General features: G+C 65.1%; 22 protein-coding genes. 10 read left to right on the top strand and 12 right to left on the bottom strand.

What is annotated here, in order from left to right; translation table 11 throughout:
• Window positions 1-7 precede the first annotated feature (7 nt).
• The 3 genes from ACVJ19_RS07200 to ACVJ19_RS07190 form a co-directional block, all read right to left on the bottom strand.
• Window positions 8-814 (bottom strand): WecB/TagA/CpsF family glycosyltransferase, encoded by an 807-nt coding sequence (locus tag ACVJ19_RS07200; RefSeq protein WP_453949597.1) that lies wholly within the window; start codon window positions 812-814, stop codon window positions 8-10.
• The gene (locus ACVJ19_RS07195; RefSeq protein ID WP_453949598.1) at window positions 807-3,200 is read right to left on the bottom strand and encodes an exopolysaccharide transport family protein; all 2,394 of its coding nucleotides are present in this window, start codon (window positions 3,198-3,200) and stop codon (window positions 807-809) included. The genes ACVJ19_RS07200 and ACVJ19_RS07195 overlap by 8 nt, the downstream gene beginning before the upstream one ends.
• A gap of 276 nt (window positions 3,201-3,476) precedes the next feature.
• Window positions 3,477-4,277 (bottom strand): class I SAM-dependent methyltransferase, encoded by an 801-nt coding sequence (locus tag ACVJ19_RS07190; RefSeq protein ID WP_453949600.1) that lies wholly within the window; start codon window positions 4,275-4,277, stop codon window positions 3,477-3,479.
• Between the two features lie 395 nt (window positions 4,278-4,672).
• On the opposite strand from ACVJ19_RS07190, the gene ACVJ19_RS07185 reads away from it, so the two are divergent.
• Complete coding sequence (locus ACVJ19_RS07185) at window positions 4,673-5,701, top strand: glycosyltransferase family 2 protein (RefSeq protein WP_453949601.1); 1,029 nt, start codon at window positions 4,673-4,675, stop codon at window positions 5,699-5,701.
• 15 nt (window positions 5,702-5,716) lie between these two features.
• Here ACVJ19_RS07185 and ACVJ19_RS07180 read toward each other — a convergent pair whose 3' ends face one another.
• Entirely contained in the window at window positions 5,717-6,703 is a 987-nt protein-coding gene (locus ACVJ19_RS07180) for a glycosyltransferase (protein WP_453949602.1), read from the bottom strand.
• Between the two features lie 290 nt (window positions 6,704-6,993).
• On the opposite strand from ACVJ19_RS07180, the gene ACVJ19_RS07175 reads away from it, so the two are divergent.
• Window positions 6,994-8,346: an O-antigen ligase family protein gene (locus ACVJ19_RS07175; protein ID WP_453949603.1), complete on the top strand. Its 1,353-nt coding sequence runs from the start codon at window positions 6,994-6,996 to the stop codon at window positions 8,344-8,346.
• A gap of 120 nt (window positions 8,347-8,466) precedes the next feature.
• Complete coding sequence (locus ACVJ19_RS07170) at window positions 8,467-9,612, top strand: GNAT family N-acetyltransferase (protein WP_453949604.1); 1,146 nt, start codon at window positions 8,467-8,469, stop codon at window positions 9,610-9,612.
• Window positions 9,613-9,633: 21 nt separating this feature from the next.
• Here ACVJ19_RS07170 and ACVJ19_RS07165 read toward each other — a convergent pair whose 3' ends face one another.
• Window positions 9,634-10,173 (bottom strand): RBBP9/YdeN family alpha/beta hydrolase, encoded by a 540-nt coding sequence (locus ACVJ19_RS07165; protein ID WP_453949605.1) that lies wholly within the window; start codon window positions 10,171-10,173, stop codon window positions 9,634-9,636.
• Between the two features lie 122 nt (window positions 10,174-10,295).
• Here ACVJ19_RS07165 and ACVJ19_RS07160 point away from each other — a divergent pair, with 122 nt between their 5' ends.
• Window positions 10,296-10,772, top strand: coding sequence for an Lrp/AsnC family transcriptional regulator (locus ACVJ19_RS07160; RefSeq protein WP_453949606.1), 477 nt, complete (start codon window positions 10,296-10,298; stop codon window positions 10,770-10,772).
• A 115-nt stretch (window positions 10,773-10,887) separates the two neighbouring features.
• The gene (locus ACVJ19_RS07155; protein ID WP_453949607.1) at window positions 10,888-11,772 is read left to right on the top strand and encodes a protein-L-isoaspartate O-methyltransferase family protein; all 885 of its coding nucleotides are present in this window, start codon (window positions 10,888-10,890) and stop codon (window positions 11,770-11,772) included.
• Window positions 11,773-11,784: 12 nt separating this feature from the next.
• Here ACVJ19_RS07155 and ACVJ19_RS07150 read toward each other — a convergent pair whose 3' ends face one another.
• The 4 genes from ACVJ19_RS07150 to ACVJ19_RS07135 form a co-directional block, all read right to left on the bottom strand.
• Window positions 11,785-11,919: a hypothetical protein gene (locus tag ACVJ19_RS07150; protein ID WP_453949608.1), complete on the bottom strand. Its 135-nt coding sequence runs from the start codon at window positions 11,917-11,919 to the stop codon at window positions 11,785-11,787.
• Between the two features lie 128 nt (window positions 11,920-12,047).
• The gene (gene wrbA, locus ACVJ19_RS07145) at window positions 12,048-12,647 is read right to left on the bottom strand and encodes an NAD(P)H:quinone oxidoreductase (protein ID WP_453949610.1); all 600 of its coding nucleotides are present in this window, start codon (window positions 12,645-12,647) and stop codon (window positions 12,048-12,050) included.
• A 170-nt stretch (window positions 12,648-12,817) separates the two neighbouring features.
• The gene (locus ACVJ19_RS07140; protein ID WP_453949611.1) at window positions 12,818-13,516 is read right to left on the bottom strand and encodes a pirin family protein; all 699 of its coding nucleotides are present in this window, start codon (window positions 13,514-13,516) and stop codon (window positions 12,818-12,820) included.
• 36 nt (window positions 13,517-13,552) lie between these two features.
• On the bottom strand, window positions 13,553-14,305 hold the full coding sequence (locus ACVJ19_RS07135; RefSeq protein ID WP_453949612.1) for an SDR family NAD(P)-dependent oxidoreductase: 753 nt from the start codon (window positions 14,303-14,305) through the stop codon (window positions 13,553-13,555).
• A 119-nt stretch (window positions 14,306-14,424) separates the two neighbouring features.
• Here ACVJ19_RS07135 and ACVJ19_RS07130 point away from each other — a divergent pair, with 119 nt between their 5' ends.
• Together ACVJ19_RS07130 and ACVJ19_RS07125 are read left to right on the top strand one after the other, a co-directional pair.
• Entirely contained in the window at window positions 14,425-15,363 is a 939-nt protein-coding gene (locus tag ACVJ19_RS07130) for a LysR family transcriptional regulator (protein ID WP_453949613.1), read from the top strand.
• A 138-nt stretch (window positions 15,364-15,501) separates the two neighbouring features.
• Window positions 15,502-16,023, top strand: coding sequence for an REP-associated tyrosine transposase (locus ACVJ19_RS07125; RefSeq protein WP_453949614.1), 522 nt, complete (start codon window positions 15,502-15,504; stop codon window positions 16,021-16,023).
• A gap of 53 nt (window positions 16,024-16,076) precedes the next feature.
• Here ACVJ19_RS07125 and ACVJ19_RS07120 read toward each other — a convergent pair whose 3' ends face one another.
• Window positions 16,077-16,334: a hypothetical protein gene (locus tag ACVJ19_RS07120; RefSeq protein WP_453949616.1), complete on the bottom strand. Its 258-nt coding sequence runs from the start codon at window positions 16,332-16,334 to the stop codon at window positions 16,077-16,079.
• Between the two features lie 148 nt (window positions 16,335-16,482).
• On the opposite strand from ACVJ19_RS07120, the gene ACVJ19_RS07115 reads away from it, so the two are divergent.
• The gene (locus tag ACVJ19_RS07115) at window positions 16,483-17,469 is read left to right on the top strand and encodes a tripartite tricarboxylate transporter substrate binding protein (RefSeq protein ID WP_456739362.1); all 987 of its coding nucleotides are present in this window, start codon (window positions 16,483-16,485) and stop codon (window positions 17,467-17,469) included.
• 95 nt (window positions 17,470-17,564) lie between these two features.
• On the top strand, window positions 17,565-17,903 hold the full coding sequence (locus ACVJ19_RS07110) for a hypothetical protein (protein ID WP_453949617.1): 339 nt from the start codon (window positions 17,565-17,567) through the stop codon (window positions 17,901-17,903).
• Window positions 17,904-18,010: 107 nt separating this feature from the next.
• Here the strand turns inward: ACVJ19_RS07110 and ACVJ19_RS07105 are convergent, their stop codons facing one another.
• Together ACVJ19_RS07105 and ACVJ19_RS07100 are read right to left on the bottom strand one after the other, a co-directional pair.
• Window positions 18,011-18,478 carry a YbaK/EbsC family protein gene (locus ACVJ19_RS07105; RefSeq protein ID WP_453949618.1) on the bottom strand — a complete coding sequence of 156 codons (468 nt, stop codon included), beginning with the start codon at window positions 18,476-18,478 and terminating at the stop codon, window positions 18,011-18,013.
• A gap of 38 nt (window positions 18,479-18,516) precedes the next feature.
• Window positions 18,517-19,248 carry a haloacid dehalogenase type II gene (locus ACVJ19_RS07100; RefSeq protein WP_453949619.1) on the bottom strand — a complete coding sequence of 244 codons (732 nt, stop codon included), beginning with the start codon at window positions 19,246-19,248 and terminating at the stop codon, window positions 18,517-18,519.
• 240 nt (window positions 19,249-19,488) lie between these two features.
• On the opposite strand from ACVJ19_RS07100, the gene ACVJ19_RS07095 reads away from it, so the two are divergent.
• The gene (locus ACVJ19_RS07095; RefSeq protein ID WP_453949620.1) at window positions 19,489-20,388 is read left to right on the top strand and encodes a hypothetical protein; all 900 of its coding nucleotides are present in this window, start codon (window positions 19,489-19,491) and stop codon (window positions 20,386-20,388) included.
• Window positions 20,389-20,438: the final 50 nt, after the last annotated feature.

Genomic DNA, 20,438 nt, shown 5'->3' with positions numbered 1-20,438 from the left:
TCTTCTCTCAGCGATTGAAGGGCCGTTTGCGGCTGAAGAGAAGATAGAGCGCGCGGGGGTTGGTGGTCAAATAGCGCCAGAGCAGGCGGCGTGGCTCGAGCCATGTGCGCCAGGCCCATTCGAGCCCGAATTTCTGCATCCATTGCGGCGCGCGGGACCGGCTGCCCGACAAAAAGTTGAATAAGCCGCCGGATGTCTTGATAACGCCAACATTGGTGAGCAGCGGCGTGAATTCCTCGACGAATGCCTGCTCGTTGGGCACGCCGAGCGCGACCCAGAGATAATCGGGCGCGAGCGCGTTGATCTCCTCGACTTTCACGCGCAGGGCTTCACCGCGCAGATAGCCGTGGCTGTGCCCGACGATCTTCAGGTTCGGATACAGATTGCGGACGTTCGCGACCGCCGCGGCGTTCTCGGCCTCGCTGGCGCCGAACATGTAGAAGGTGCGGCCGACCGCTTCGGCCTTGCGCGCGACGACATGGAACAGGTCCGTGGTCGCGACGCGCTCGGGCAGCGGAAACCAGGATTGCAGTCTCGAGGCCGCCACCAGCGGCTGGCCGTCGGCATTGATCAAATCGGCGATGCGGAACAGGCGCTCGGTCTGCGGCTCGGTCGAGCAGCGCGCCAGCACCTCGCCATTGGCCGACGTCAGGTACAGCGGACGGCCGATGCGATGTTGCGGATCGGTGGCCTCGATCATGAAATCGGCAGTCGCTTCCAGGTCGAGCGCGGCCATGCGGAGGCCGCCGACGGTGATCCGCGGCACGTCGGCGGTTGCGGCCCGTCCGTCCAGATTGACGCGGCGCTCAAGCATATTGTCTGCCTCGCTGGCGCGCTTGGGTTGCGGGGGTGAGTTCGTCGAGCACGACGCCGACGAGCTTGCGCTCGGCGCGGCCTAGCGTGCTCAAGATCTCTTCCAGGCTGTCGTTGATGTCCATGCTGGTCGGCAGCACCGCCACCAGCGCATCGACCTCATCGAGCAGCTTGCGGCTGCCGGCCGCGAGCGGCGTCACGGGCCCGTCGAGGACCACGAGGTCATAGCCGCCGGCGGAGCGCGCCTGCGCGATCGCCTTGCGAATGGCCTCGGTCGCCTTGCCGGCATCGCCTTCGGCGGCAGGCAGCACCGAGATGCCGTTGACCGTCTTGATCTCGCGTGCGGCCTTGCTGCCGTTCGAGAGCCAGCCGAGCCTGCTCGGCTCGCTCCTGCCGTTGCGGTTGACCTTGTTCGAGAGCGAATGGGCCTGATGGTCGGCGTCGATCATCAGCACGCGGGCGCCATCGCGCGCGGCCGCGAGCGCGAAATTCAGCGCGGTCACGCTACGTCCGGTAGTCTCGCCGGGACCGAGCAGCGCGACGACCGGCAGTGCCTTGCCGCCGGCGCGCCGGGCCACCGCCGCGCGCATGTCGCGCCAGGCGTTGAGCAGGCTCGTCAGGGGGAAGCCGGGGCGCAGCGTCGGCCAGCCCAGCCGTGTCAGGTCGAGGCCGCCGCCGGTGGCGAGAATGGCGCCGAGCGTGTGGATGACGTCGGCTTCCTGGAGGCGCGCGATCAGAGGCTTTTCGATCAGGGGGCGTTCGACCGCCGCAGGCTGCAGCGGTGGCGCGGCAAGTTCCGGCAAGGCTTGTTCCGGCAAGGCTTGTTCTGGCAAGGCTTGCGCAACTTCCGGTGCTCGCGAAACCTGCGGCTGCGCAATCTCGCTGGCCCGCGGAGACTCTGGAACGCGCGGAGCTTGCGGCGCCGGTGTGCGATCGCGGCGAGCGGGTGCAGGTGCTGGCGCGCCGGCGAACAGCAGCTCGGCCGCGGCGAACCAGCTCGAGGCAGCGATGGCGCCGAAGATGAAGCCGATCATGGCGAACAGGCTCATGGCGGGCGGGAACGAGCGCCGCTGCGGCACGGTGGCCTCGCCGATGACGCGGGCGGCCGACGTGTTCAGGCTCTCCTGCTCCTCGGTCTCGCGCGAGCGCTTGAGGAAGGATTGATAGACGTCGCGGCTGGCATCGGCCTCGCGCTCGAGCTCGCGCAGGCGCACCGCGGCCTGACTGAGCTGCACGCTCTGCCGCTTCTGCGCTTCCAGCGCCCGGTTCAGCGATGCCTCGTAGTCGCGGGCCCGCGTCAGATCGTTCTTGGCCGACTGGGCGAAGCGATCGATCTCCTCGCTGATGGTGCGCTTGAGATCCTCGACCTGCTTCTCGGTCTGGCGCAGCGCCGGATGGCGCGGGCCGAGCTCGCCGGCCTGCTCCGCATATTTCTTGCGGGCCTCGGCATATTGCGCGCGCAAATTGGCAATGGTCGGCGATTGCAGCGCTTCGGGAATTGCGCCGGCATCCGCCGCCGTGCGCCGGCTCGCCTCGATCTGGTCGAGCCGGGCCTGCGCATCCATCGTCGCCGCGCGCGCTGCAGAAAGCCGCTGGTTGCTGGCGGAGAGCTGCTGGTCGCTGATCAGCGCGTCCTGGGTGCCGACGAAATTGTTCTGCGCCTTGTAGGTCGCAAGCGCGGTCTCGGCATTGCGCAGCCGCTCGCGCAGCTCCTTCAGGCGGCTGGAGAGGTCGCTGGTGGCGCGGCGTGCCGCCGAGGCCTGCGAGTTGCGGGACTCCGTGAGGTAGGCGCTGGTCAGCGTGTTGGCGAGCATCGCCGCCTTTGCCGGATCGGTCGACCAGACCTCGATGTCGACGATGAAGCTCTTCTCGGTCTTGCGGATGGTGATGTGCCGGTTCAGCGCGTCAAGCGCCGCGAGCTGCACTTCCTTCGTCTCGGCGGCGGATGGCGCGCGGGGCTGGAGGCCGATCAGGCCGAGCAGCGACGACATCAGGCTCTTGCCGTCGCCGCCGCCGAATTCGGGATCCTTGTCGAGACCCGCCTGCTGGATCACCTGGAGCAGCACGCTGTTGGAGGTGATCAGGCGCGCCTGGCTCTCCACCACCATGGACATGCCGGAGACGTCCTGCGCGCGGGGCGTGAGCTCGCGATCGACGAGCTGGAGCTCGCGCGGGTCGACATAGAGCTGGGCGGTGGCGGTGTAGCGCGGCGTCAGGCTCTTGCCGACCGTGACCGCGAGCGTCGCGCCGAGCAAGGCGGCGGCCGCAATTGCGATCTTGCGCCGCCAAAGCAGGCTGACCAGCTCCAGCATGTTGAAGCCGGCCTCGGGCCTCTGCTGCGGGGCCTCTGGTCTCGCCCGATCGATCGGCTGGTTATAGTCCAGCATGGTCCCCAGCTTTCATTCCAACGGCCGCGGGCTGAGGGGTTACTCTTCGCTTTACGCCACGCACCGGGGATATAGGTGCCCAATCAACGCAACAGGGAAAATTAACCATACTCATTGAGGGACTATTCACCGAAATGGCAAACAAAGCGTTTAAGCGCATGCCCCGCTTCGACGCGTCGCAGTGACGCCGAGGTCCCTCAGAGATTAACGGTTCGTTACCGCGCGCAGCGTGGCCGCGAGGCTCCGCTCGGCTCGCAAATAGCTGCGCGCGCATGGTCAGCTTTTCCGCAGGATGACGTGATAATCGCCGCGACGGACGTCGGTGCCGCGCGGGAGCACGGCGTTCAGCACGGCGGCGCCGGCATCGACGAGCGCCGCGAACAGCGGCTTGCGCCGCCGCATCTCGGGATAGCGCGGACTCTCGACCTCACGGCGGTAGATCATCTCGAGGCCGTTGGCGGCGGCGAAGGCTTCCAGCCGCGGCAGCGTCACCAGTGGATGGAAGAAGGTGGGGAACGGCGGCTCGCCGGGCAGGCCGGCGTCCTTGATGCCGCGGATGTGCCGGTAGAACCAGACGTGAAACCAGTGCGGCGAATATTTGGTGACGACGCCGGACAGCGAGCGCGGATTGGGCGCGCCGATCAGGATCATCCCGCCGCGCTTGAGCGCATCGCGGAAGTTCAGCAGCGCTGCGTCGACATGGGGCAGATGTTCGATCACGTTGTAGCAGATCACGAGATCGAAGGTTTCGCGGCCAAAACTGTAGGTCTGCACATCGCCGAGGATGGCCTCGTCCGCGTAGGTGTTGTTGCGGACCTGGTCCTCGTCGATGTCGACGACGGTGACCTTGCTGCGGCTCAGCAATTCCGGCGGCAGAACGCTGCACGAGCCGCCACCGGCTTCATAAATGGCGAGCGGTCCCTGTGGCAGCTCGCGGCGCAGCAATTCGTGAACGGCGAGCAGGCTGTCGCGGGCTTCGCCGGGCACCAGATCATGCAGCGCCTGGACGTGTGTGGTGGTCGCGGGGGCGTCGATCGCCGTGGCTGTTGCGAAATCGATCGTGGCTGGCTTGTTCATATTTTCTGACCGCGCTTGTTCTATTCAAATTTACAGGAAAAAACTCGCATGCCCGAAGAGCAAATCTGATGCCGCGCCGTTTCACCGGTCGCGGTGCTTACGGTCGGGTTAATGCGGATGGGCGTTAACTACGGCATTGTCCATGTTGGCCCGCTCGCAGCGTAGTGGACTGCGAATTGCACTATCATGTTCGCGAGGATTTGCAGGAGAAACGCGCGAAAGCGGTTAAGTGCATGTATGCGAGCTGATCGGCGACGTGTTGCTGTCCTGCGCTTCCAGGCCGGTCGTTCATTTTGGGACGCATCTGTCCCGCGGTGATGTGCCGTCACAGAACAACGCTGATCCGCGCGGTTGATGCAGGGCTTTTTCAATAAATCTCGGACATCTAGAACGTCATGACGCTGATCCCGACAGACCTTTCCGCCAGCCGGATCTCGGATGCCGTGCGCGATCCCAATCGGGAGATCGCGGCGAGCTCCCGCGTCATCGACCTCTCGGTCGGCATCGTCGTCTGCATTCCCTGCTTCCGCCGCCCGCAGCATCTGCGGCTGACGCTGGACTCGCTCGCGAGCCAGCGCACCCCGCGTTCCTTTGCCGTCGTCATGGTCGAGAACGACGCTGCAAAGCGCGAGAGCGCGCCGGTCGCTGCGGAATATCTCGCCGACGGCAGGCTCCAGGGCATCTGCCTCGTCGAGCAGCGGCAGGGCAATTGCCAGGCGATCAACGCGGCGTTCGAGACGGCGCAGGCGCTGTTTCCCGCCGCGACCCGCTTCCTGATGATCGACGACGACGAGATCGCCTCGCCCGACTGGCTCGAGCTGATGGTCCGCACCGCGGAGGCGACCGGCGCCGACGTTGTCGGCGGCCCGGTGCTGCCGGTCTTCGACGACGACAGCAAGCCGTGGCTTGCGCGTCATCCCGCCTTCTGCCCGGCCTATGATTACAGCGGCGCGGTGCCGCTGATCTACGGCTGCGGCAATTGCCTGATCACCCGCGCCGCGTTCGAGCGGTTCGACAAGCCCGCGTTCGATCTGCGCTTCAATTTCCTCGGCGGCGGCGACTGCGACTTCTTCGTGCGGTGCCGCGACGCCGGCATGCTGTTTCATTGGACGGCGGAGGCGGTCATCACCGAGACCGTGCCGCAGAGCCGTACCAGCCTGAGCTGGATCGCCAAGCGGGGCTTGCGCATCGGCGCGATCAATTATCGCGTGCAATACAAGGCTGCGCGAAGCGCGGGAGCGCGGATGCGGGTGTTCGCACAGATGCTTGTCCGGTTGCCGCTATCGCTGGTTCGCTCGGCTCGCCTGCTGGCGACGTCGAAGGCCGTGGTCGCCATGCATCCCGCGTTGGTCGCGCTTGGCTCCATGCTGGCAGCATTCGGCTTCGCACCGAAGCCCTATGAAGCTTCGAAGGTCGTATCCTGACGCAGCAGGGAAGAGTTAGATGCCGAAGCGGGCCAGAGCTGTCCTGGCCGCGGCGCGCGGCAGTGCCTTGAGCGAGCGCCGGCCAACCATTGCGAGATAGCCAAGAGCGTCGCGATATCTGCCGAAGCGGACCGCCTGCATCGCCGAATAGGTGACGAGATGAATCTCCGCGGCGAGGCGCAGGCCGGCTGCCGTGCCTTCGGGCAATCTCGCCAGGATCAGACCGTCGTCGAAGACACGCGCGATCGCTGGAAAGAAATCCTGCGGCGTCCGCACCGCTGCGTTCATGGTGTTGGCCGTGTGCAGGCGATAATCGAGCAGAAGTTTCGGTGCGAACTCGAACTCGCCGATTGCGGCAAGGCGGCACCAGCAATGCCAGTCCTCGCAATATCTGAGCGAGGTATCGAAGCCGCCGATGGCGCGGAAGGCCTCGGTACGTGCGAGCGCGATGCCGCCATTGACGATGAAGTTGCCGCTGGCGAGCCGTGCCAGCACGTCGCCGGAGGGCTTGCGGCGTCCTTTCAGCAGGTTGCGCCGGCCGATCTGCCGTCCCTCGCTGTCGATCGTGTTGTAGTCGCCATAGACGAGGACCGCGCGCGGAGCGTCGCGCGCCGTTGCGAGCAGTGCCGCCACCGCGCCGGGGCGCAGGCGGTCGTCGGCATCGAGGAAGAGCAGCCACTCGCCGCTCGCATGTCGTGCGCCGAGATTGCGCGCCGCCGACACGCCGGCGGAGTCGTTGCTCATCAGGCGCAGCCGCGGGTCGCGGATGGCGCGAACGATCGCGACGGTCGCGTCGGTGGAGCCGTCGTCCACGACGATCACTTCGCTCACCTCGCCCTGTGACAGCGCGCTGGTGAGGGTTTCGCCGATATAGGCCGCAACGTTCTTGGCGGGAATGACGACGGACACCGAAATGGTCGAGCCGATCTGCAGCGGCAGACGCGCGGGCGTCGCGACGCGAGAGGAGGCCGGCAATTCGAGAACGTCTTCGGCAATGATCAAGCGGCGGCTCGTTCTTAATGATCTGTTAACCGGGGCGCATCTGGCGAGCTGGCAGGGCCAGCGATCGAAAACTCACGGATGATACCCGCATTACCGGCGAAGCGTTGTGGGCAAAGGCTGCGCAGTGCCGGTTTCGTCAAGTAACGTTAAGCCGGCGGCATTGAGCCTGCAGAAATATGGAGCGTGCGACAGGGCGGCGTGGCCGCAGAGGTGCGTGCTGGTTGACGGTTGGTTAATGGGGATGAGATAGGACCTGAAGCTTCCGCCGGCTTCACCACCTGCCTTGAGCCATGGATCGCAGCGCCGCTGACACCACTGACGTCGAGGCCCCGTCGCTCGGCCACGTCCTGAGCGACGGCCTTGCCGGGCTGAATGCCGTGCGCGCGGCGCGCTGCCTCGTCGCGATTGCGGCGCTGCTTCTCATCCTGGTGACGCTCGATCCGTTTCCCGACCTGCGCAGCGAGGACGCGGCCACCGTCGTCGGCGGACGCATGGCGCTCACCTATGTCGCCTGGGGGCTGCTGGCTGCGGTTGCGGTGGTGCTCGTCGCGCTCACGGATGCACCCGCACTGAAGACCCTGGTGACACCGCTGCATGTGTGCCTGGTCGGCTGGCTGATGATCAACATCGTCTTCTCCGAGAGTCGCGGCGTCTCGATCCAGCGTTTCGTGCTCGCGGCCAGCGTGACGTCGCTCGCCGTCCTGCTGCCGCTCTTGCCGCCGACGCAGCGCAGTTTCAATTTATGCCTCGGCGCCGCCGCACTCGCGCTGCTCGCGCTGTGCTATCTCGGCGTTGTCCTCGCCCCGCAATATTCGATCCACACCGCGCTCGACGTCAGCGAGCCGCAGCTCGCCGGCGACTGGCGCGGCAGCTTCGGCCACAAGAACGTGGCTTCGCCTGTGATGACCATTCTGGTCTATGTCGGCATCTACCTGTCCGCCGTCGGGTCGTTCGTGATGGGGCCGGCCATCGCTGCGCTCGCCGGCATCTTCCTGATCTTCACCGGCGGCAAGACCTCCTCGGTGCTGTGCCTTGCGATCTACGCGCTGGCGTCGCTGGTCTATGTCACGCGCAGCCTGTGGCTGAAGCGGCTCATCTGCTTCGTGCCGCTGATCGTGATGAACCTGCTGACGGTCGGCAGCGTGCTGAGTCCGGCGCTCGGGGCGATGACGCGGCTGCTGCCGCTCGATCCCACCTTCACCGGCCGTTCCGCCATCTGGGAGTTTGCGCTCGCGGCCGTCGCCGAAAAGCCGATCATCGGTCACGGCTATGCGGCCTTCTGGGACGACGTCACCGCGCGGCAGACCGCCCAGGGCTCCGAATGGGCGACGTCGGCTGCGCACAGCCACAACTCCTATCTCGATCTTGCGGTCACCATCGGCCTGCCGGGGCTGGCGCTGGTGATCCTCGTCTTCGTGCTCGCGCCGCTCGGCAATTTCCAGTCGGCCCAGGCTCACAACGGGAGCGGCGCCCTGGCAAAGCTGTTCCTGACTGTCTGGCTGTTCGGCCTGTACTACGGCGCCACCGAGACCTTCCTGCTCGAACGGCAGAATCCGATCTGGTTCATGTTCGCCCTTGCGGTCGCAGGCCTCCACTTTCTGGCAAGGTTCCAATGCGTGACGCAGACGGAACCTGATCATTGACAGCTTGTCGCAGTCGCGGCGCCGTGGTGGCACTGGCTTAACGATAAGCCGCGACGTCACTTGTGGTCTGCGGCAAAACATAATCTATCTGGAAGCATTCTGTAATCGTATGTCCCGGGGATGACGTTTCTCAGCGTCGAGCAACCAGATGGTCTTGCGTCCAGCACGTCGGAAATCGCAGTCGATTTCGTGCGTGACTGGCGGCAGGCCGCATTGCGCCTGAACGCAGGCCATCGCACAGCTTTCCAGGATGATTACTGGCTCGGCGCCTGGTACGAGGCGTTTGGCGACGTCGCGCCGCTGATTGCCGTGATCTCCGATGTCGCGACCGGCAAGGATATCGCGCTCGTGCCGATGATCAGCCATGTCAGGCGCGGCAGCCGCATCGTCGAATTCGCCGACCTCGGCGTCTCCGACAACAACGCGCCGATCCTGGCGCTCGATGCGGCGCCGGATGCAGCGGCGATGGATGCGATCGGCAAGGCGCTGGTTGACGCATTGCGCGCCTTGCCCGACCGCTTCGACCTGCTGCGCCTGAAGAAGATGCCGGCCCAGGTCGGCAGCAAGCCGAACCCGCTGGTGTCGCTCGGCCGTGCCGGATCCTGCTCGGTCAACGGCAACCTCGTGCTGATCGGCGACGACTATGAGGACTATCGGGCGTCGATCAGGCGCCTGCAGCTGCCGCGGTGCTGGCGCGTCTTCAGCCGCCTCGGCAATGCGCGGTTCGAGATCGCCACGGATGCCGGGCGCGCGCGCGAAATTCTCGATGTGATGGACATGCAGCAGGCGGAGCGGATGAGGCAGCTTGGCTCGCCGTTCGTCCTGAACGACGATGTTCACGCCCGATTCTATCGCGAGGTGGCGCGCCAGGGTGTCGCCGAAGGTTATGCCGTCATCTCGGCCCTGGTCTGTGACAAGGGCATCGTGGGGACCACGCTCGGCGTCCGCTACGGCTCGACCTACTTTCTGCTGCGCATCAGTCATAGCGGCAAGACCTGGGCGAACTTTTCTCCCGGACTGCTCGCGACCGAGCGCACCATGGCGGCGCTGCATGCAGAGGGCGTGCGCCGCTTCGATCTCAGCGTCGGCAATCAGGACTACAAGCGCCGGCTTGGCGCCGAGCAGGTGCCGCTGACCGATGCCAGCGTCGCGCTATCCTGGCGCGGACTGCCTTTTGCCTGGCGCGACCACGCCGCGCAGGGCCTGCGCCGTCACCCCCGGCTTGCCGCCTTTGCCGCGCGGGCGATGGGCAAGGGGGCGCGCTGACGGACGCCGTCCGTTTCGCCGTCACCTCGGAAGGCCCGCGCCAAAGGCGTCGAGCAATGCGCGTCCTTGCGGCCAGTCGCCGAGCCCGCTCGACGCATTGATGTGGCCGAGCGCGCCCGCCACGATCAGGCCGGACTGCCAGTCCTGTGCCCGCCGCCGTGTCACCTCGATCGCTCCATATGGATCATTCGTGCTGGCGATGATCAGCGCGGGAAAGCGCAGCGCGCGGCCCGGGACCGGCTTGAACGCCATGGCCTCCGCGGGAAAATTGCCGCCATCCGGATCGGGCACGGCGACCAGAAAGGCTCCCGCAATCGCGGACGGAAAGCGCGCCGCCCAGTGCGCCACCAGCAGGCAGGCGAGGCTGTGGGCGACCAGGACAGGCGGCCTGGTGCAGCGCGCGACTGCGCGCTCCAGGGCTTGCTCCCAGTCGTCGAGGTCCGGCTGGTCCCAGCTTGCCGGCTGGAATCGCGTGACGCGCGCGTCAGTGCGCTCCCACAGCGTCTGCCAATGGGTGTCTCCGGAGCCGCCGAGTCCGGGCAATGTGATGATGTCGTGCATGAACGTCCCGTGATATCTGAGGTGACGTTGCAGTGTGACCGACCGCGGTCCTGCATCACATGGCAAGTCATCGGCGAAATCGATCATCTGCCGATGATCTCAAGGTGGAAGGGAGAATTTTGTTGGATCGCTTCGGAAGCATCGATGCCAAGGATTTGAAGATCCTCGAGGCGTTGCAAGCCAATGCGCGCGTGCCGCTGTCCGAGCTGGGCCGCTCCGTCGGACTGTCCCAGCCGGCGATCTCCGAACGCGTCAAGCGGCTCGAGGAAGCCGGCATCATCGAGGGCTACAGCGCCCGCATCAACCCGCGCGCCCTCGGGCTCGGCCTGATGGCACTGGTGCGCCTGCGCACCTCGCACGAGCACATCAAGACCTGCCTGAAACGGTTCAGCGAGATTCCTCACATCATCGAAGTCCATCGCGTCACCGGCGACGACTGCTTCGTGCTCAAGGTGCTCGTTCCTGCCCCGGAGGACCTCGAGACGATCGTGGACCGCATCGCCGGTTTCGGCACTGTGACGACCTCGCTGGTGCTGCGGAGCGAACCCGCACGGCCGATCGGCAAGGACCTCGTCAGGAAGAAAACCGAACGCCGTTGACGCGTGACCTACGCGGCCGGCACGTCACCACGCCGTTACAAAGGCCCGCGATTGCGCAAATCTTCCGATGATCGCGCGCGTTGTGTTATCGTCGCCCTTGTTTCCCGGAGGCGACATGGAAGATCGTTCGGCTAAATATCGCGCATTCTATGCGCAGTTGATCTGCGCTGCGGCGAAGTCTGCGGATCCCCGTCTCAAGGAGGCCTTTCGGACCGTCAGGCGCGAGCCTTTCGTCGGGCCCGGGCCGTGGTCGATCGCTTTCGGCGGCCATCCCTATGTCGTGACGCCCGATGACGATCCTGCCTTCATCTACCAGAACGCGCTGTTGGCGCTGGACCCGGCGCGCGGCCTCAATATCGGAATGCCCGGTGCGCACGCCTACTGGCTCAGCGGCTGCGCCGTCAGGGAGGGTGAGACCGTGATCCAGATCGGCGCGGGCACCGGCTACTACACCGCGATCCTCGCGCATCTCGTCGGCCCCCGTGGCCGCGTTCACGCCTATGAGATCGACGAACGTCTGGCGGGACTTGCGCGCGACAATCTGAAGGATGTCGCTCATGTCGAGGTGCGCGACCGTTCGGGCATCGGATCCGATCTGCCGGCTGCGGACGTGATCTATGTCTGCGCGGGCGCGGCACAGCCGGCGACGGAATGGCTGGAGGCGCTGCGGCCCGGCGGGCGGCTGGTGTTTCCGCTCGCGCCCGAAGGTGTGCACGGTGGCATGTTGATGATCACGCGCCCGGATGACGGGGCGATCTGGCCGGCGAAATTCCTGGGCCGGGCCCAATTCATCGGCTGCGCGGGATTGCAGGATGCGGATGCCGGCCGGCGACTGGCCGAGGCGTTCGCAAGAGGATGGGAGAGCGTGCAGTCGCTCCGGAGAGAGGGGGCTCCCGACGAGACGTGCTGGTTCGCCGGTGAGGGCTGGTGGCTGTCGACGGCGCCAGCGCCCATGCCGACGGAGTCGGTTCGGCCTCACGCCGACATCACGCAGGCCTAGCGGGATCGCGTTTCACGATCCCGTGCACCCGGCGCAGTGAAACCGGCCGCGCGAGGCGCGGAACAGGCTGCGGCAGTACCATCGTCGCGCCAGCGCCTGCGCGGGCCTGCGGATCATCTGCACGATCAACAAGAGTTCGAAAGCCATTCGTATCGCTTGTGGTCGAATATCCTTGCCACGGATATGGGGCGGCATTCCCGAAGGAGAATGCCGCCCCAGTCGCATCAGCCATGCAGTCGATCGTCAAGCTTAACTGCGAGGCTCAGCCGTGCAGCTCAGCCATGGAGTTTCTTGGCGGTCTCCGCGATCTGCCGTCCCTGATAGCGTGCGCCGGCGAGCTCGTTGGCGCTGGGCTGGCGGCTGCCGTCGCCGCCGGTGATCGTGGTGGCGCCGTAGGGCGCACCGCCCGTGACCTCGTCGAGCTTCATCTGGCCGGCAAAGCCGTAGTTCAAGCCGACCACGACCATGCCGAAATGCAGGAGGTTGGTGATGATCGAGAACAGCGTCGTCTCTTGGCCGCCGTGCTGGGTCGCACTGGAGGTGAAAGCGCCGCCGACCTTGCCGTGCAGTGCGCCCTTGGCCCAGAGCCCGCCGGCCTGGTCCAAAAAGTTCGCCATCTGCGAGGCCATGCGGCCGAAGCGGGTGCCGGTGCCGACGATGATCGCGTCGTAATTGGCGAGATCCTCGACCTTGGCGATCGGCGCGGCCTGGTCGACCTTGTAATGCGAGGCTTTCGCGACCTCGGCCGGCACCAGCTCGGGCACGCGCTTGATGTCGACGGTGACGCCGGCTTCGCGCGCGCCTTCGGCGACGGCATTGGCCATCGCCTCGATGTGGCCATAGGCGGAATAATAGAGGACGAGAACTTTGGTCATGTGTGGTCTCCGTTGGGTGATGAGTTGAGTGTTCGTGATTGTTCCGTCGTTCCGGGGCGATGCATGGCATCGAACTCAGGTGCGCAATTGCGCACCTGAGAACCTCGAGATTCCGGGTCTGGCGCTTCGCGCCATCCCGGAATGACGGCAGATGATGTGGCTCGCCGCCGTTAAGCCGCGTCGACGAGCACGAGCTCGGAGTCTTCGAGCGCGGTGATCCTCAGCCGCTCCTCGTCGCGGATCGCAGCGCCGTCGCGGGCGTTGACGCGGACGCCGTTGACCTCGACCGAACCCGCCGCAGGCACCAGGTAGAGATGCCGCGACTTCTGCGGCGCGTACTCGGCGCTCTCGCCGGCCTTCAGCGTGGTGGCGAGCACCCGCGCATCGGCGCGGATCGGCAGTGCGTCCGTGTCGTCATCGAACCCGCTTGCGATGGTGACGAGCTTGCCCGAGCGGTCGGCCTTGGGGAACGGCTTCGAGCCCCAGGTCGGCTGTCCCCCGCGCGCTGTCGACTCGATCCAGATCTGGAAGATCCGCGTCTGGGTCGGTTCGAGATTGTATTCGGAGTGGCGGACGCCGCTGCCGGCGCTCATCACCTGCACGTCGCCGGCTTCAGTGCGGCCTTCGTTGCCGAGGCTGTCCTGGTGCGTGATCGCGCCCTCGCGCACATAGGTGATGATCTCCATGTTGGCGTGGGGATGGGCGGGAAAGCCGGTGTTCGGCGCAATCTCGTCGTCGTTCCACACCCGCAGCGCACCGTGTCCCATGTTGTTCGGGTCATAATGGCTGGCGAAGGAGAAATGATGCTTGGCCTTGAGCCAGCCGTGGTCGGCGCCGCCGAGCTTTGCGAAAGGTCTGAGTTCGATCATGGAAGTGGGTCCTGATTGGAGGGGAGGGGTTTGGCGTTACGCGCCAAACCCGCCGTCGACGTTGAGCACGGTGCCGGTGACGAAGGAGGCTTCCGGGCTTGCGAGGAAGACGACGCCGGCTGCGACCTCCTCGGGGCGGCCGAAGCGCTGCAGCGCGTGCTGCTTGCGCTGGGCTTCCGCGAAGTCGCGGTCGTCGTCCGGGTTCATGTCGGTGTTGATCGAGCCGGGCTGCACCACGTTGACGGTAATGCCGCGCGGACCTAAGTCGCGTGCCGCGCCCTTGGTGTAGCCGACGACCGCCGCCTTGGTGGCGACGTAGTCGGCAAGGCCCGGGAACGAGGCGCGGTCGGCGAGCATCGAGCCGACGGTGACGATGCGGCCGCCTTCACCCATCAACTGCGAGGCGGCGCGGATCGCCGCGATCACGCCATGCACGTTGACCTGGTCCTGACGGGCGAGGGCGTCGATGTCGGCATTGGCATCGTCGGTCGCGCCGCCCGCGGCAACGCCGGCATTGTTGACGAGAATGTCGAGATGGCCGAATTCCTTGGCGACATCGTTCACGAGCTGCGTCACGTCCTTTGCCGAAGCCTGGTCGGCCTTGAAGGCGCGGGCTTTGACGCCCTTGGCCTTCAGCTCGGCGACGACGGCCTCCGCCTTGTCGGGCGAGGCGACGTAGCTGATGGCGACATCCGCGCCTTCATCGGCGAGCGCGCGGGCAGAGGCCGCGCCGATGCCGCGCGAGCCGCCGGTGACGAGGGCAACCTTGCCTGAAAGCTTCTTGGTCATTGGATTTCTCCATTCCGTGGGTTTGCGATTGACCCTTGGATAAGCCTCCGTCTGTGGTATAGAAATAGAAACTGTCGAAACGCATTGTTTCCTTAAATATCCCAATTGGATCAGGGCCGATGGCAAAACTCCCGGATTTCGAGGCGCTCGCGATTTTCGCAAAAGTCGTGGAATTACGGTCGTTTGCGGGAGCCGCGAGCGAGCTCGCGATGTCCAAGGCGACGGTCTCGAAGGCCGTGACCCGGCTGGAGGAGCGGCTCGGCGCCCGCCTGTTCAACCGCACCTCGCGCCGGCTCGCGCTGACCGATGCCGGCCACAAGCTCGCCGACCGTGCCACGCGTCTGCTGGCAGACGGCGAGGCGGCGGAGAACGAGGCGCTGGCGCAATCGGTGGCGCCGCGCGGCCTGGTGCGCCTCGCCGTGCCCATGACGTTCGGCATCAAGGCGGTGGCGCCGCTGCTGCCGGAGTTCTTCGAGGCCTATCCGGAAGTCTCGGTCGACCTGCATTTGAGCGATGCGACCGTGGATCTGATCGGCGAGGGGTTCGACATGGCGGTGCGGATCGCGAGGCTGCCGGATTCGTCCCTGATCGCGCGCCGGCTGTTCACCATGCCGCGCTTCACAGTGGCCGCGCCGTCCTATCTGAAGCGTCACGGCCGGCCGACGCATCCGATGCATCTCGCCGAGCACAGATGCTTCAGCTACGCCTACATGTCGACGCCCAACATCTGGCACTACACCAATTCGGCCGGCGAGCAGGCCAGCGTGCGTCCGGGCGGCCCGCTTCGCGTCAACAACGGCGAAGCGGTGATGCCGTCTTTGATCGCGGGCCTCGGCATCGCCGAGCTGCCCGAATTCATCGTCGGTGACGCCATCTCCTCCGGCGCCGTCGAAGTGATCCTGAAGGACTGGAAGCAGGCCGAAGGCGCCGTGCACCTGGTGACGCCGCCCGGCGGCCCGCGTCCCGCGCGCGTCGAAGCGCTCGGCGATTTCCTCGCGGCGAAGCTGCCGGGCACATGCAAGCGGCGGCCGCGCGGGAAGGGTGGGAAAGTGCTGTGATTTTGGTCGGTGGGCACGGCGCGCGAAGAGCGCGCCTTTGCCCACCCTACGGCATCTTGCTAGTCTATCGTTCGAGGCAAACTATCGTAGGGTGGGCAAAGCGAAGCGTGCCCACGTCTTTGTCTGAAGGAATCGCAAGTGTCTCGATATCGGCGGGCACAGGGCAGGATGTTCTTCTTCACCGTCGTGCTCGCAGATCGATCGAGCACGCTGCTCGTCGATCAAGCTGATCGCTTGAGACGAATCTACCGAACCGTCTTTGAGCGCCAGCCATTCGAGACGGTCGCGATTTGTATCTTGCCAGATCACCTCCATGCGATTTGGACGTTGCCGGAGGGCGACATCGACTTTTCATCGCGTTGGAATCTGATCAAAGGCGGATTTTCGCGTGGCTTGGAGGCTGGGCCGCCTTCAATGAGCAAATTGAAGAAGCGCGAGAAGGGTATCTGGCAGCGCCGCTATTGGGAGCACGCCATTCGCGATGACGCGGATTTGGAGCGGCACGTTGATTACATTCACTTCAATCCCGTGAAGCACGGCCTCGTCACCCGGGTGCGCGATTGGTCGCTCAGCAGTTTCCATCGTTATGTGGTGCAGGGCACGCTTCCCTTGGATTGGGGAGGGGATATGCGAGACATCGCGGGGCATTTCGGCGAGTGATGGTGGGCACGCTTCGCTTTGCCCACCCTACGGCATCTCGCTTTGCGGCCGGGCTAAGACACCTTCACGCCGTTGACCGCGACAATGCGCAGGCTCGGCTTCAGCGTCCCTTCCAACCGCGCCTTCAATTCGTGGACACGCGGGTCGGTCGAGTGGGCCGCGCAGACCGCGTATTGATGGACGGATTTCGCCAGGGCCCGCCGCGCTTCCGGTGTTCGCGTCACGTCCGGCTCCGAAAGCCGCAAGACAATCGCGGCGAGATTGACCAGCATCTCGTCCAGAGCGACGTCGATAGTCCCAAGATTGTGCATCACTTCCTCCCGGGAAGGGCAACCCGCGGGTCCGGGGATGCGTTCCGGGTCGGGCCGGACATGGTTAATGCCTGGTAAACGACTTGTTCTTGCCGGTCGCCGCGCTAGGCTGGCCGGAGAAACAAAGAAAATCTGGGGAGGCACCACCATGGATCGACGCGATCTCTTGCGCGCCGCTGCGGCATTGCCGTTGTTGCGGGCTGCCTGGCCGGACAGGGCCTTCGCGCAAGCCTATCCGGTGCGCAACATCACCATGATCGTGCCGTTCCCGGCCGGCGGCCAGGCCGATCTCGCGGCGCGCCCGGTGGCGATGGCGCTGGAGCGGATCCTCGGCAAGCCTGTCATCGTCGACAACCGCGCCGGCGGCGGCGGCGGATCGGTCGGCAATGCCGCCGCCGCGCGCGCCGAGCCCGACGGCTATACGCTGCTGATGACGCTGTCCTCGCTTGCGGTGCTCCCGGAGGCCGACCGGCTGTTCGACCGTCCCGTCGCCTACGAGGTCTCGCAGTTCATGCCGATCGCGCGCGTGCTGGCCGACCCCACGCTGCTCGCGGTGCCGGCCTCGGCACCATGGAAGACCGCGCAGGATTTCGTCGAGGATGCGAGGAAGCGGCCGGGCCAGATCACCTACGGCTCGTCCGGACCGTACGGCACGCTGCATGTGGCGATGGAGATGTTCGCAAACAGCGCCGGCATCAAGCTCATGCACGTGCCGTTCCGCGGCGCGGGTCCCGCGCTCACCGCGTTGCTCAGCGGCACCGTGCAGGCGATCGCCGCCGCGCCGGGAACGCTGAAGCCGCAGGTCGACGACGGCAAGCTGCGCGTGCTCGGCAATTGCGGCGCGCAGCGCATCGCGAGCTTCCCTGACGTGCCGACCTTCCAGGAGCTCGGTTACAAGGACGTCGAGATGTACATCTGGGCCGGACTGTTTGCGCAGAGCTCTCTTCCTGCGCCGATCGCGACGCGGCTGCGCGAGGCGATGGCGCAGGTGATGACGAGCCCCGACGTGCTCAAGACTTTCGAGACATCAGGCAGTCTCGTCGCCTATCAGGACGCGCCGGCCTTCTCCGCATTCGTGGCGGCCGACAGCGCGCGGCTGATCGCGGCGGTGAAGAAGATCGGCAAGGTGGAGTAAGTTCCGGCACCGCCTTCACATTTTGTTGTTGGTCCAGAACCTGTCCGCGCCTCATTGATTGATGAGAATTCGACGGAATCGAGAAGGATTTCGACATGCGAACAGAGCGGATTGCACTCGGTGTGGCGCTCGCGATCGGCGGCATCGTCGCGCAGGGCGCAGCCTTCGCACAGGAATATCGCGGGACGATGGAACAGCAGATGGCCTGCACGCCGGATGTGTGGCGGCTGTGCAGCGACCAGATTCCGGACAGGAACCGCATTGTGGCTTGCTTGCAGCAGAACACACCGCAGTTATCGAGCGCCTGCCGTGCGGTTTTCCAGTCCAACAATCAAGCGCAGCCGCAGCAGCCGGTGCCGCGTGGCCGCGTCGCGCCGCCCCCGCGCTATTACAACGCGCCTCCGCCCCCGCCTTATTACGATGACGACGACTAGGCGGCTCTAAAGCATGATCCGGAAAAGTGCGAAGCGGTTTTCCGGAAAGATCATGCGTAAACAACAACCTAAAGCGCGATGACGATTCATCCCAATCTCATCGCGCTTTAGGGCCGGTGCTCGCAGACGTCGACCCATTCGGCCGCGGTCAGCTCGGCCATCCGCTCCGGAGTGATACGCACGGCGCTGTGGGTCGAGCCCGCAGCCGGCACCACGACGTCGAACGCCTTCAGCGAGACATCGCAATAGATAGGCAGCGGCGACTTCAGGCCAAACGGGCAGACGCCGCCGACCTCGTGGCCGGTGATGTCGGCGACTTCCTCCAGCCCTAGCATCTTCGGCTTGCCGCCGAATTGCGCCTTGACCTTCTTGTTGTCCATGCGCGAGGTGCCGGCGGCAACGATCAAAATCACGCGCTCGCCGATCCGCAAGGATAACGTCTTGGCGATGCGTCCGGGCTCAACGCCGTAGGCTTCGGCAGCCAGCGGCACTGTGGCCGAGCTGATCGGCGATTCCATCACGGTAATGTCTGGGGCTTTCTCGGCGAAGAAGGCACGAACAGATTGCAGGCTCATTCCAGTCTCACGGGCGGGCGGCGATACCTGGGTGATCCCTAGATGATACCTGGCAGCTCGGAGAGCGCGCGGACGCGGTGGTCCGGCGCAAAGCCAAGCTCGTCCATCTGGGTCCGGATCGCCTTGAACATGGTCAGCGGTGCCACGAGTTCGTTCTCGACGCAAGCCAGCGCCATCGCTTCCGGTGTCACCCGTTCGATCCAGGCGACGTTCAGCCCGAACGCCTTTGCGCCGGCAACGTCCCAGGGATTGGACGAGACGAACAGAACCTCATCCGGCTTGGTGCCGAGCACCTCGCCGATCAGCATGTAGGCCTCTGGAGATGGCTTGAAGATCTTCTTCGCATCGACGCTGATGGTGGCATCGAGCAGGCGGTCGAGCCCGGTGTTGCGCACCAGCGTGCTCAGCATGTCCGGACTGCCGTTGGAAAGGATGGCGAGTTTTCGCGGTTTCAAGGCTGCAAGCGCGCTCGTTGCATCCGGATAGAGATCGAGATGCAGATACTTTGCGATCACGCGCTCGAATGCTTCGCTGTCATAGGCGAGCCCGAGCACGCGCAGCGTATAGGCGAGTGAGTCGCGTGTGACCGCGTCAAAATCCTGGTAGCGCTGCATCAGCGAGCGCAACCAGGTGTATTCGAGCTGCTTGATGCGCCAGACCTGCGTGATGATCTCGCCATAGCCCGGAAACGCATCCTCGGTGACGTCAGCGACCGACTGGATGTCGTAGAGCGTTCCGTAGGCGTCGAAGACGACGGCTTTGAGGGGCATCGACCGGTCCTCCAGGATCGCAAGGTGGCGCAAGGACCTTACCCTGCCCGCGATATCGATCCAAACACGAAAGGCGGCGCGGAAGGCTTTCCGCCGCTCCCCGAATGAGCCCGTTAGCTGCGTTGCCTCATGTTTTCGAATGGTTGATCAACCGAGGATAGAGTAGTCTTCCGCCGATCGGGGCGCCGCCGTTGCGGTCTTTAAAGACGTGATCCCGGAACTCAAGTTCGAGATCGGCCAATGCAGGATGATGTCATCAAGCAACCGTTGCTGGTCGAGGTCGCGATCGAGGCGGCGTCGCGGGCGGAGCATGAGAAGCTCATGACTGCGCTAGCCAAGCTCACCGCCGACGATCACTCGTTCATTGTGTCGTTCGATCCCGAGTCGGGGCAGACTGTGCTGAAGGGGCCGAGCGAAAGTCATCTCAAAGGCAAAATCGAACTTCTTGACCGGGTTTATGGGATCGCCGTCACTGTCGGCGCGTGGCGGGTCGTATTTCTCGAGCGTCCCACCACGCGGGCAGAGGTGACTTACACTCACAAGAAGATCTACGGCCCCAAAGGCGATTTTGCTGCCGTCAAGCTCGGCGTCGGACCAATCGATCCCGGGAAAGGCTTTCACTTCGAGTCAAAGGTCGACGAGGATGTCCTGCCAAGGGAATATCTGCCTGGCGTCGAAAAAGGTCTGAAGGACGTCCTCGCTTGCGGCGTCGTTGCGGGCTTTCCGGTGATCGATGTCGGGGTCGAACTGATCGATGCCAGATATCACGACGTCGACTCGTCGGTACTTGCCTTCGAGATCGCTACGAGGGCAGCCTTTCGCGAAGCCCTGAAAATGGCAAAACCGGTCCTGCTCGAACCGATCATGAAGGTCGAGGTGGTCACACCGACGGCATTCGCAGAATCCATCGCCGATGATTTGCGATTGCGGCGTGGGCAGGTTCGCTTCAGGGACGCCGGAGACGATACTGCCGCGATCGACGCGATAGCGCCGCTCATGACCATGCTCGGTTATGCGAACAGTCTGGGCTTGGTGAGCGACGGGCGGGCGACTTGTGTGATGCGCTTCGATCACTACGCTCCAATGCCGTCGCCCGAGAGCGATCCGCCGTTTCGGCCAGCAATCGGGATGCGTGCGTGAGGCCCGGCTCTGGGCGGACCTGATGTTGCGTCCGCTGCGGAGCCGCTGCA

Source organism: Bradyrhizobium sp. USDA 376, from assembly GCF_054063675.1.
The sequence above is the reverse complement of the archived record's forward strand: the minus strand, read 5'-3'. Positions and strand labels throughout refer to the sequence as shown.

Excerpts from the sequence above, each read along its gene's own strand:
- ACVJ19_RS07200 (WP_453949597.1), bottom strand. The coding sequence starts at position 814 with ATGCTTGAGCGCCGCGTCAATCTGGACGGACGGGCCGCAACCGCCGAC.
- ACVJ19_RS07195 (WP_453949598.1), bottom strand. The coding sequence starts at position 3,200 with ATGCTGGACTATAACCAGCCGATCGATCGGGCGAGACCAGAGGCCCCG.
- ACVJ19_RS07190 (WP_453949600.1), bottom strand. The coding sequence starts at position 4,277 with ATGAACAAGCCAGCCACGATCGATTTCGCAACAGCCACGGCGATCGAC.
- ACVJ19_RS07185 (WP_453949601.1), top strand. The coding sequence starts at position 4,673 with ATGACGCTGATCCCGACAGACCTTTCCGCCAGCCGGATCTCGGATGCC.
- ACVJ19_RS07175 (WP_453949603.1), top strand. The coding sequence starts at position 6,994 with ATGGATCGCAGCGCCGCTGACACCACTGACGTCGAGGCCCCGTCGCTC.
- ACVJ19_RS07170 (WP_453949604.1), top strand. The coding sequence starts at position 8,467 with ATGACGTTTCTCAGCGTCGAGCAACCAGATGGTCTTGCGTCCAGCACG.
- ACVJ19_RS07165 (WP_453949605.1), bottom strand. The coding sequence starts at position 10,173 with ATGCACGACATCATCACATTGCCCGGACTCGGCGGCTCCGGAGACACC.
- ACVJ19_RS07155 (WP_453949607.1), top strand. The coding sequence starts at position 10,888 with ATGGAAGATCGTTCGGCTAAATATCGCGCATTCTATGCGCAGTTGATC.
- ACVJ19_RS07150 (WP_453949608.1), bottom strand. The coding sequence starts at position 11,919 with ATGGCTTTCGAACTCTTGTTGATCGTGCAGATGATCCGCAGGCCCGCG.
- wrbA (WP_453949610.1), bottom strand. The coding sequence starts at position 12,647 with ATGACCAAAGTTCTCGTCCTCTATTATTCCGCCTATGGCCACATCGAG.
- ACVJ19_RS07140 (WP_453949611.1), bottom strand. The coding sequence starts at position 13,516 with ATGATCGAACTCAGACCTTTCGCAAAGCTCGGCGGCGCCGACCACGGC.
- ACVJ19_RS07135 (WP_453949612.1), bottom strand. The coding sequence starts at position 14,305 with ATGACCAAGAAGCTTTCAGGCAAGGTTGCCCTCGTCACCGGCGGCTCG.
- ACVJ19_RS07130 (WP_453949613.1), top strand. The coding sequence starts at position 14,425 with ATGGCAAAACTCCCGGATTTCGAGGCGCTCGCGATTTTCGCAAAAGTC.
- ACVJ19_RS07120 (WP_453949616.1), bottom strand. The coding sequence starts at position 16,334 with ATGCACAATCTTGGGACTATCGACGTCGCTCTGGACGAGATGCTGGTC.
- ACVJ19_RS07115 (WP_456739362.1), top strand. The coding sequence starts at position 16,483 with ATGGATCGACGCGATCTCTTGCGCGCCGCTGCGGCATTGCCGTTGTTG.
- ACVJ19_RS07110 (WP_453949617.1), top strand. The coding sequence starts at position 17,565 with ATGCGAACAGAGCGGATTGCACTCGGTGTGGCGCTCGCGATCGGCGGC.
- ACVJ19_RS07105 (WP_453949618.1), bottom strand. The coding sequence starts at position 18,478 with ATGAGCCTGCAATCTGTTCGTGCCTTCTTCGCCGAGAAAGCCCCAGAC.
- ACVJ19_RS07100 (WP_453949619.1), bottom strand. The coding sequence starts at position 19,248 with ATGCCCCTCAAAGCCGTCGTCTTCGACGCCTACGGAACGCTCTACGAC.
- ACVJ19_RS07095 (WP_453949620.1), top strand. The coding sequence starts at position 19,489 with ATGCAGGATGATGTCATCAAGCAACCGTTGCTGGTCGAGGTCGCGATC.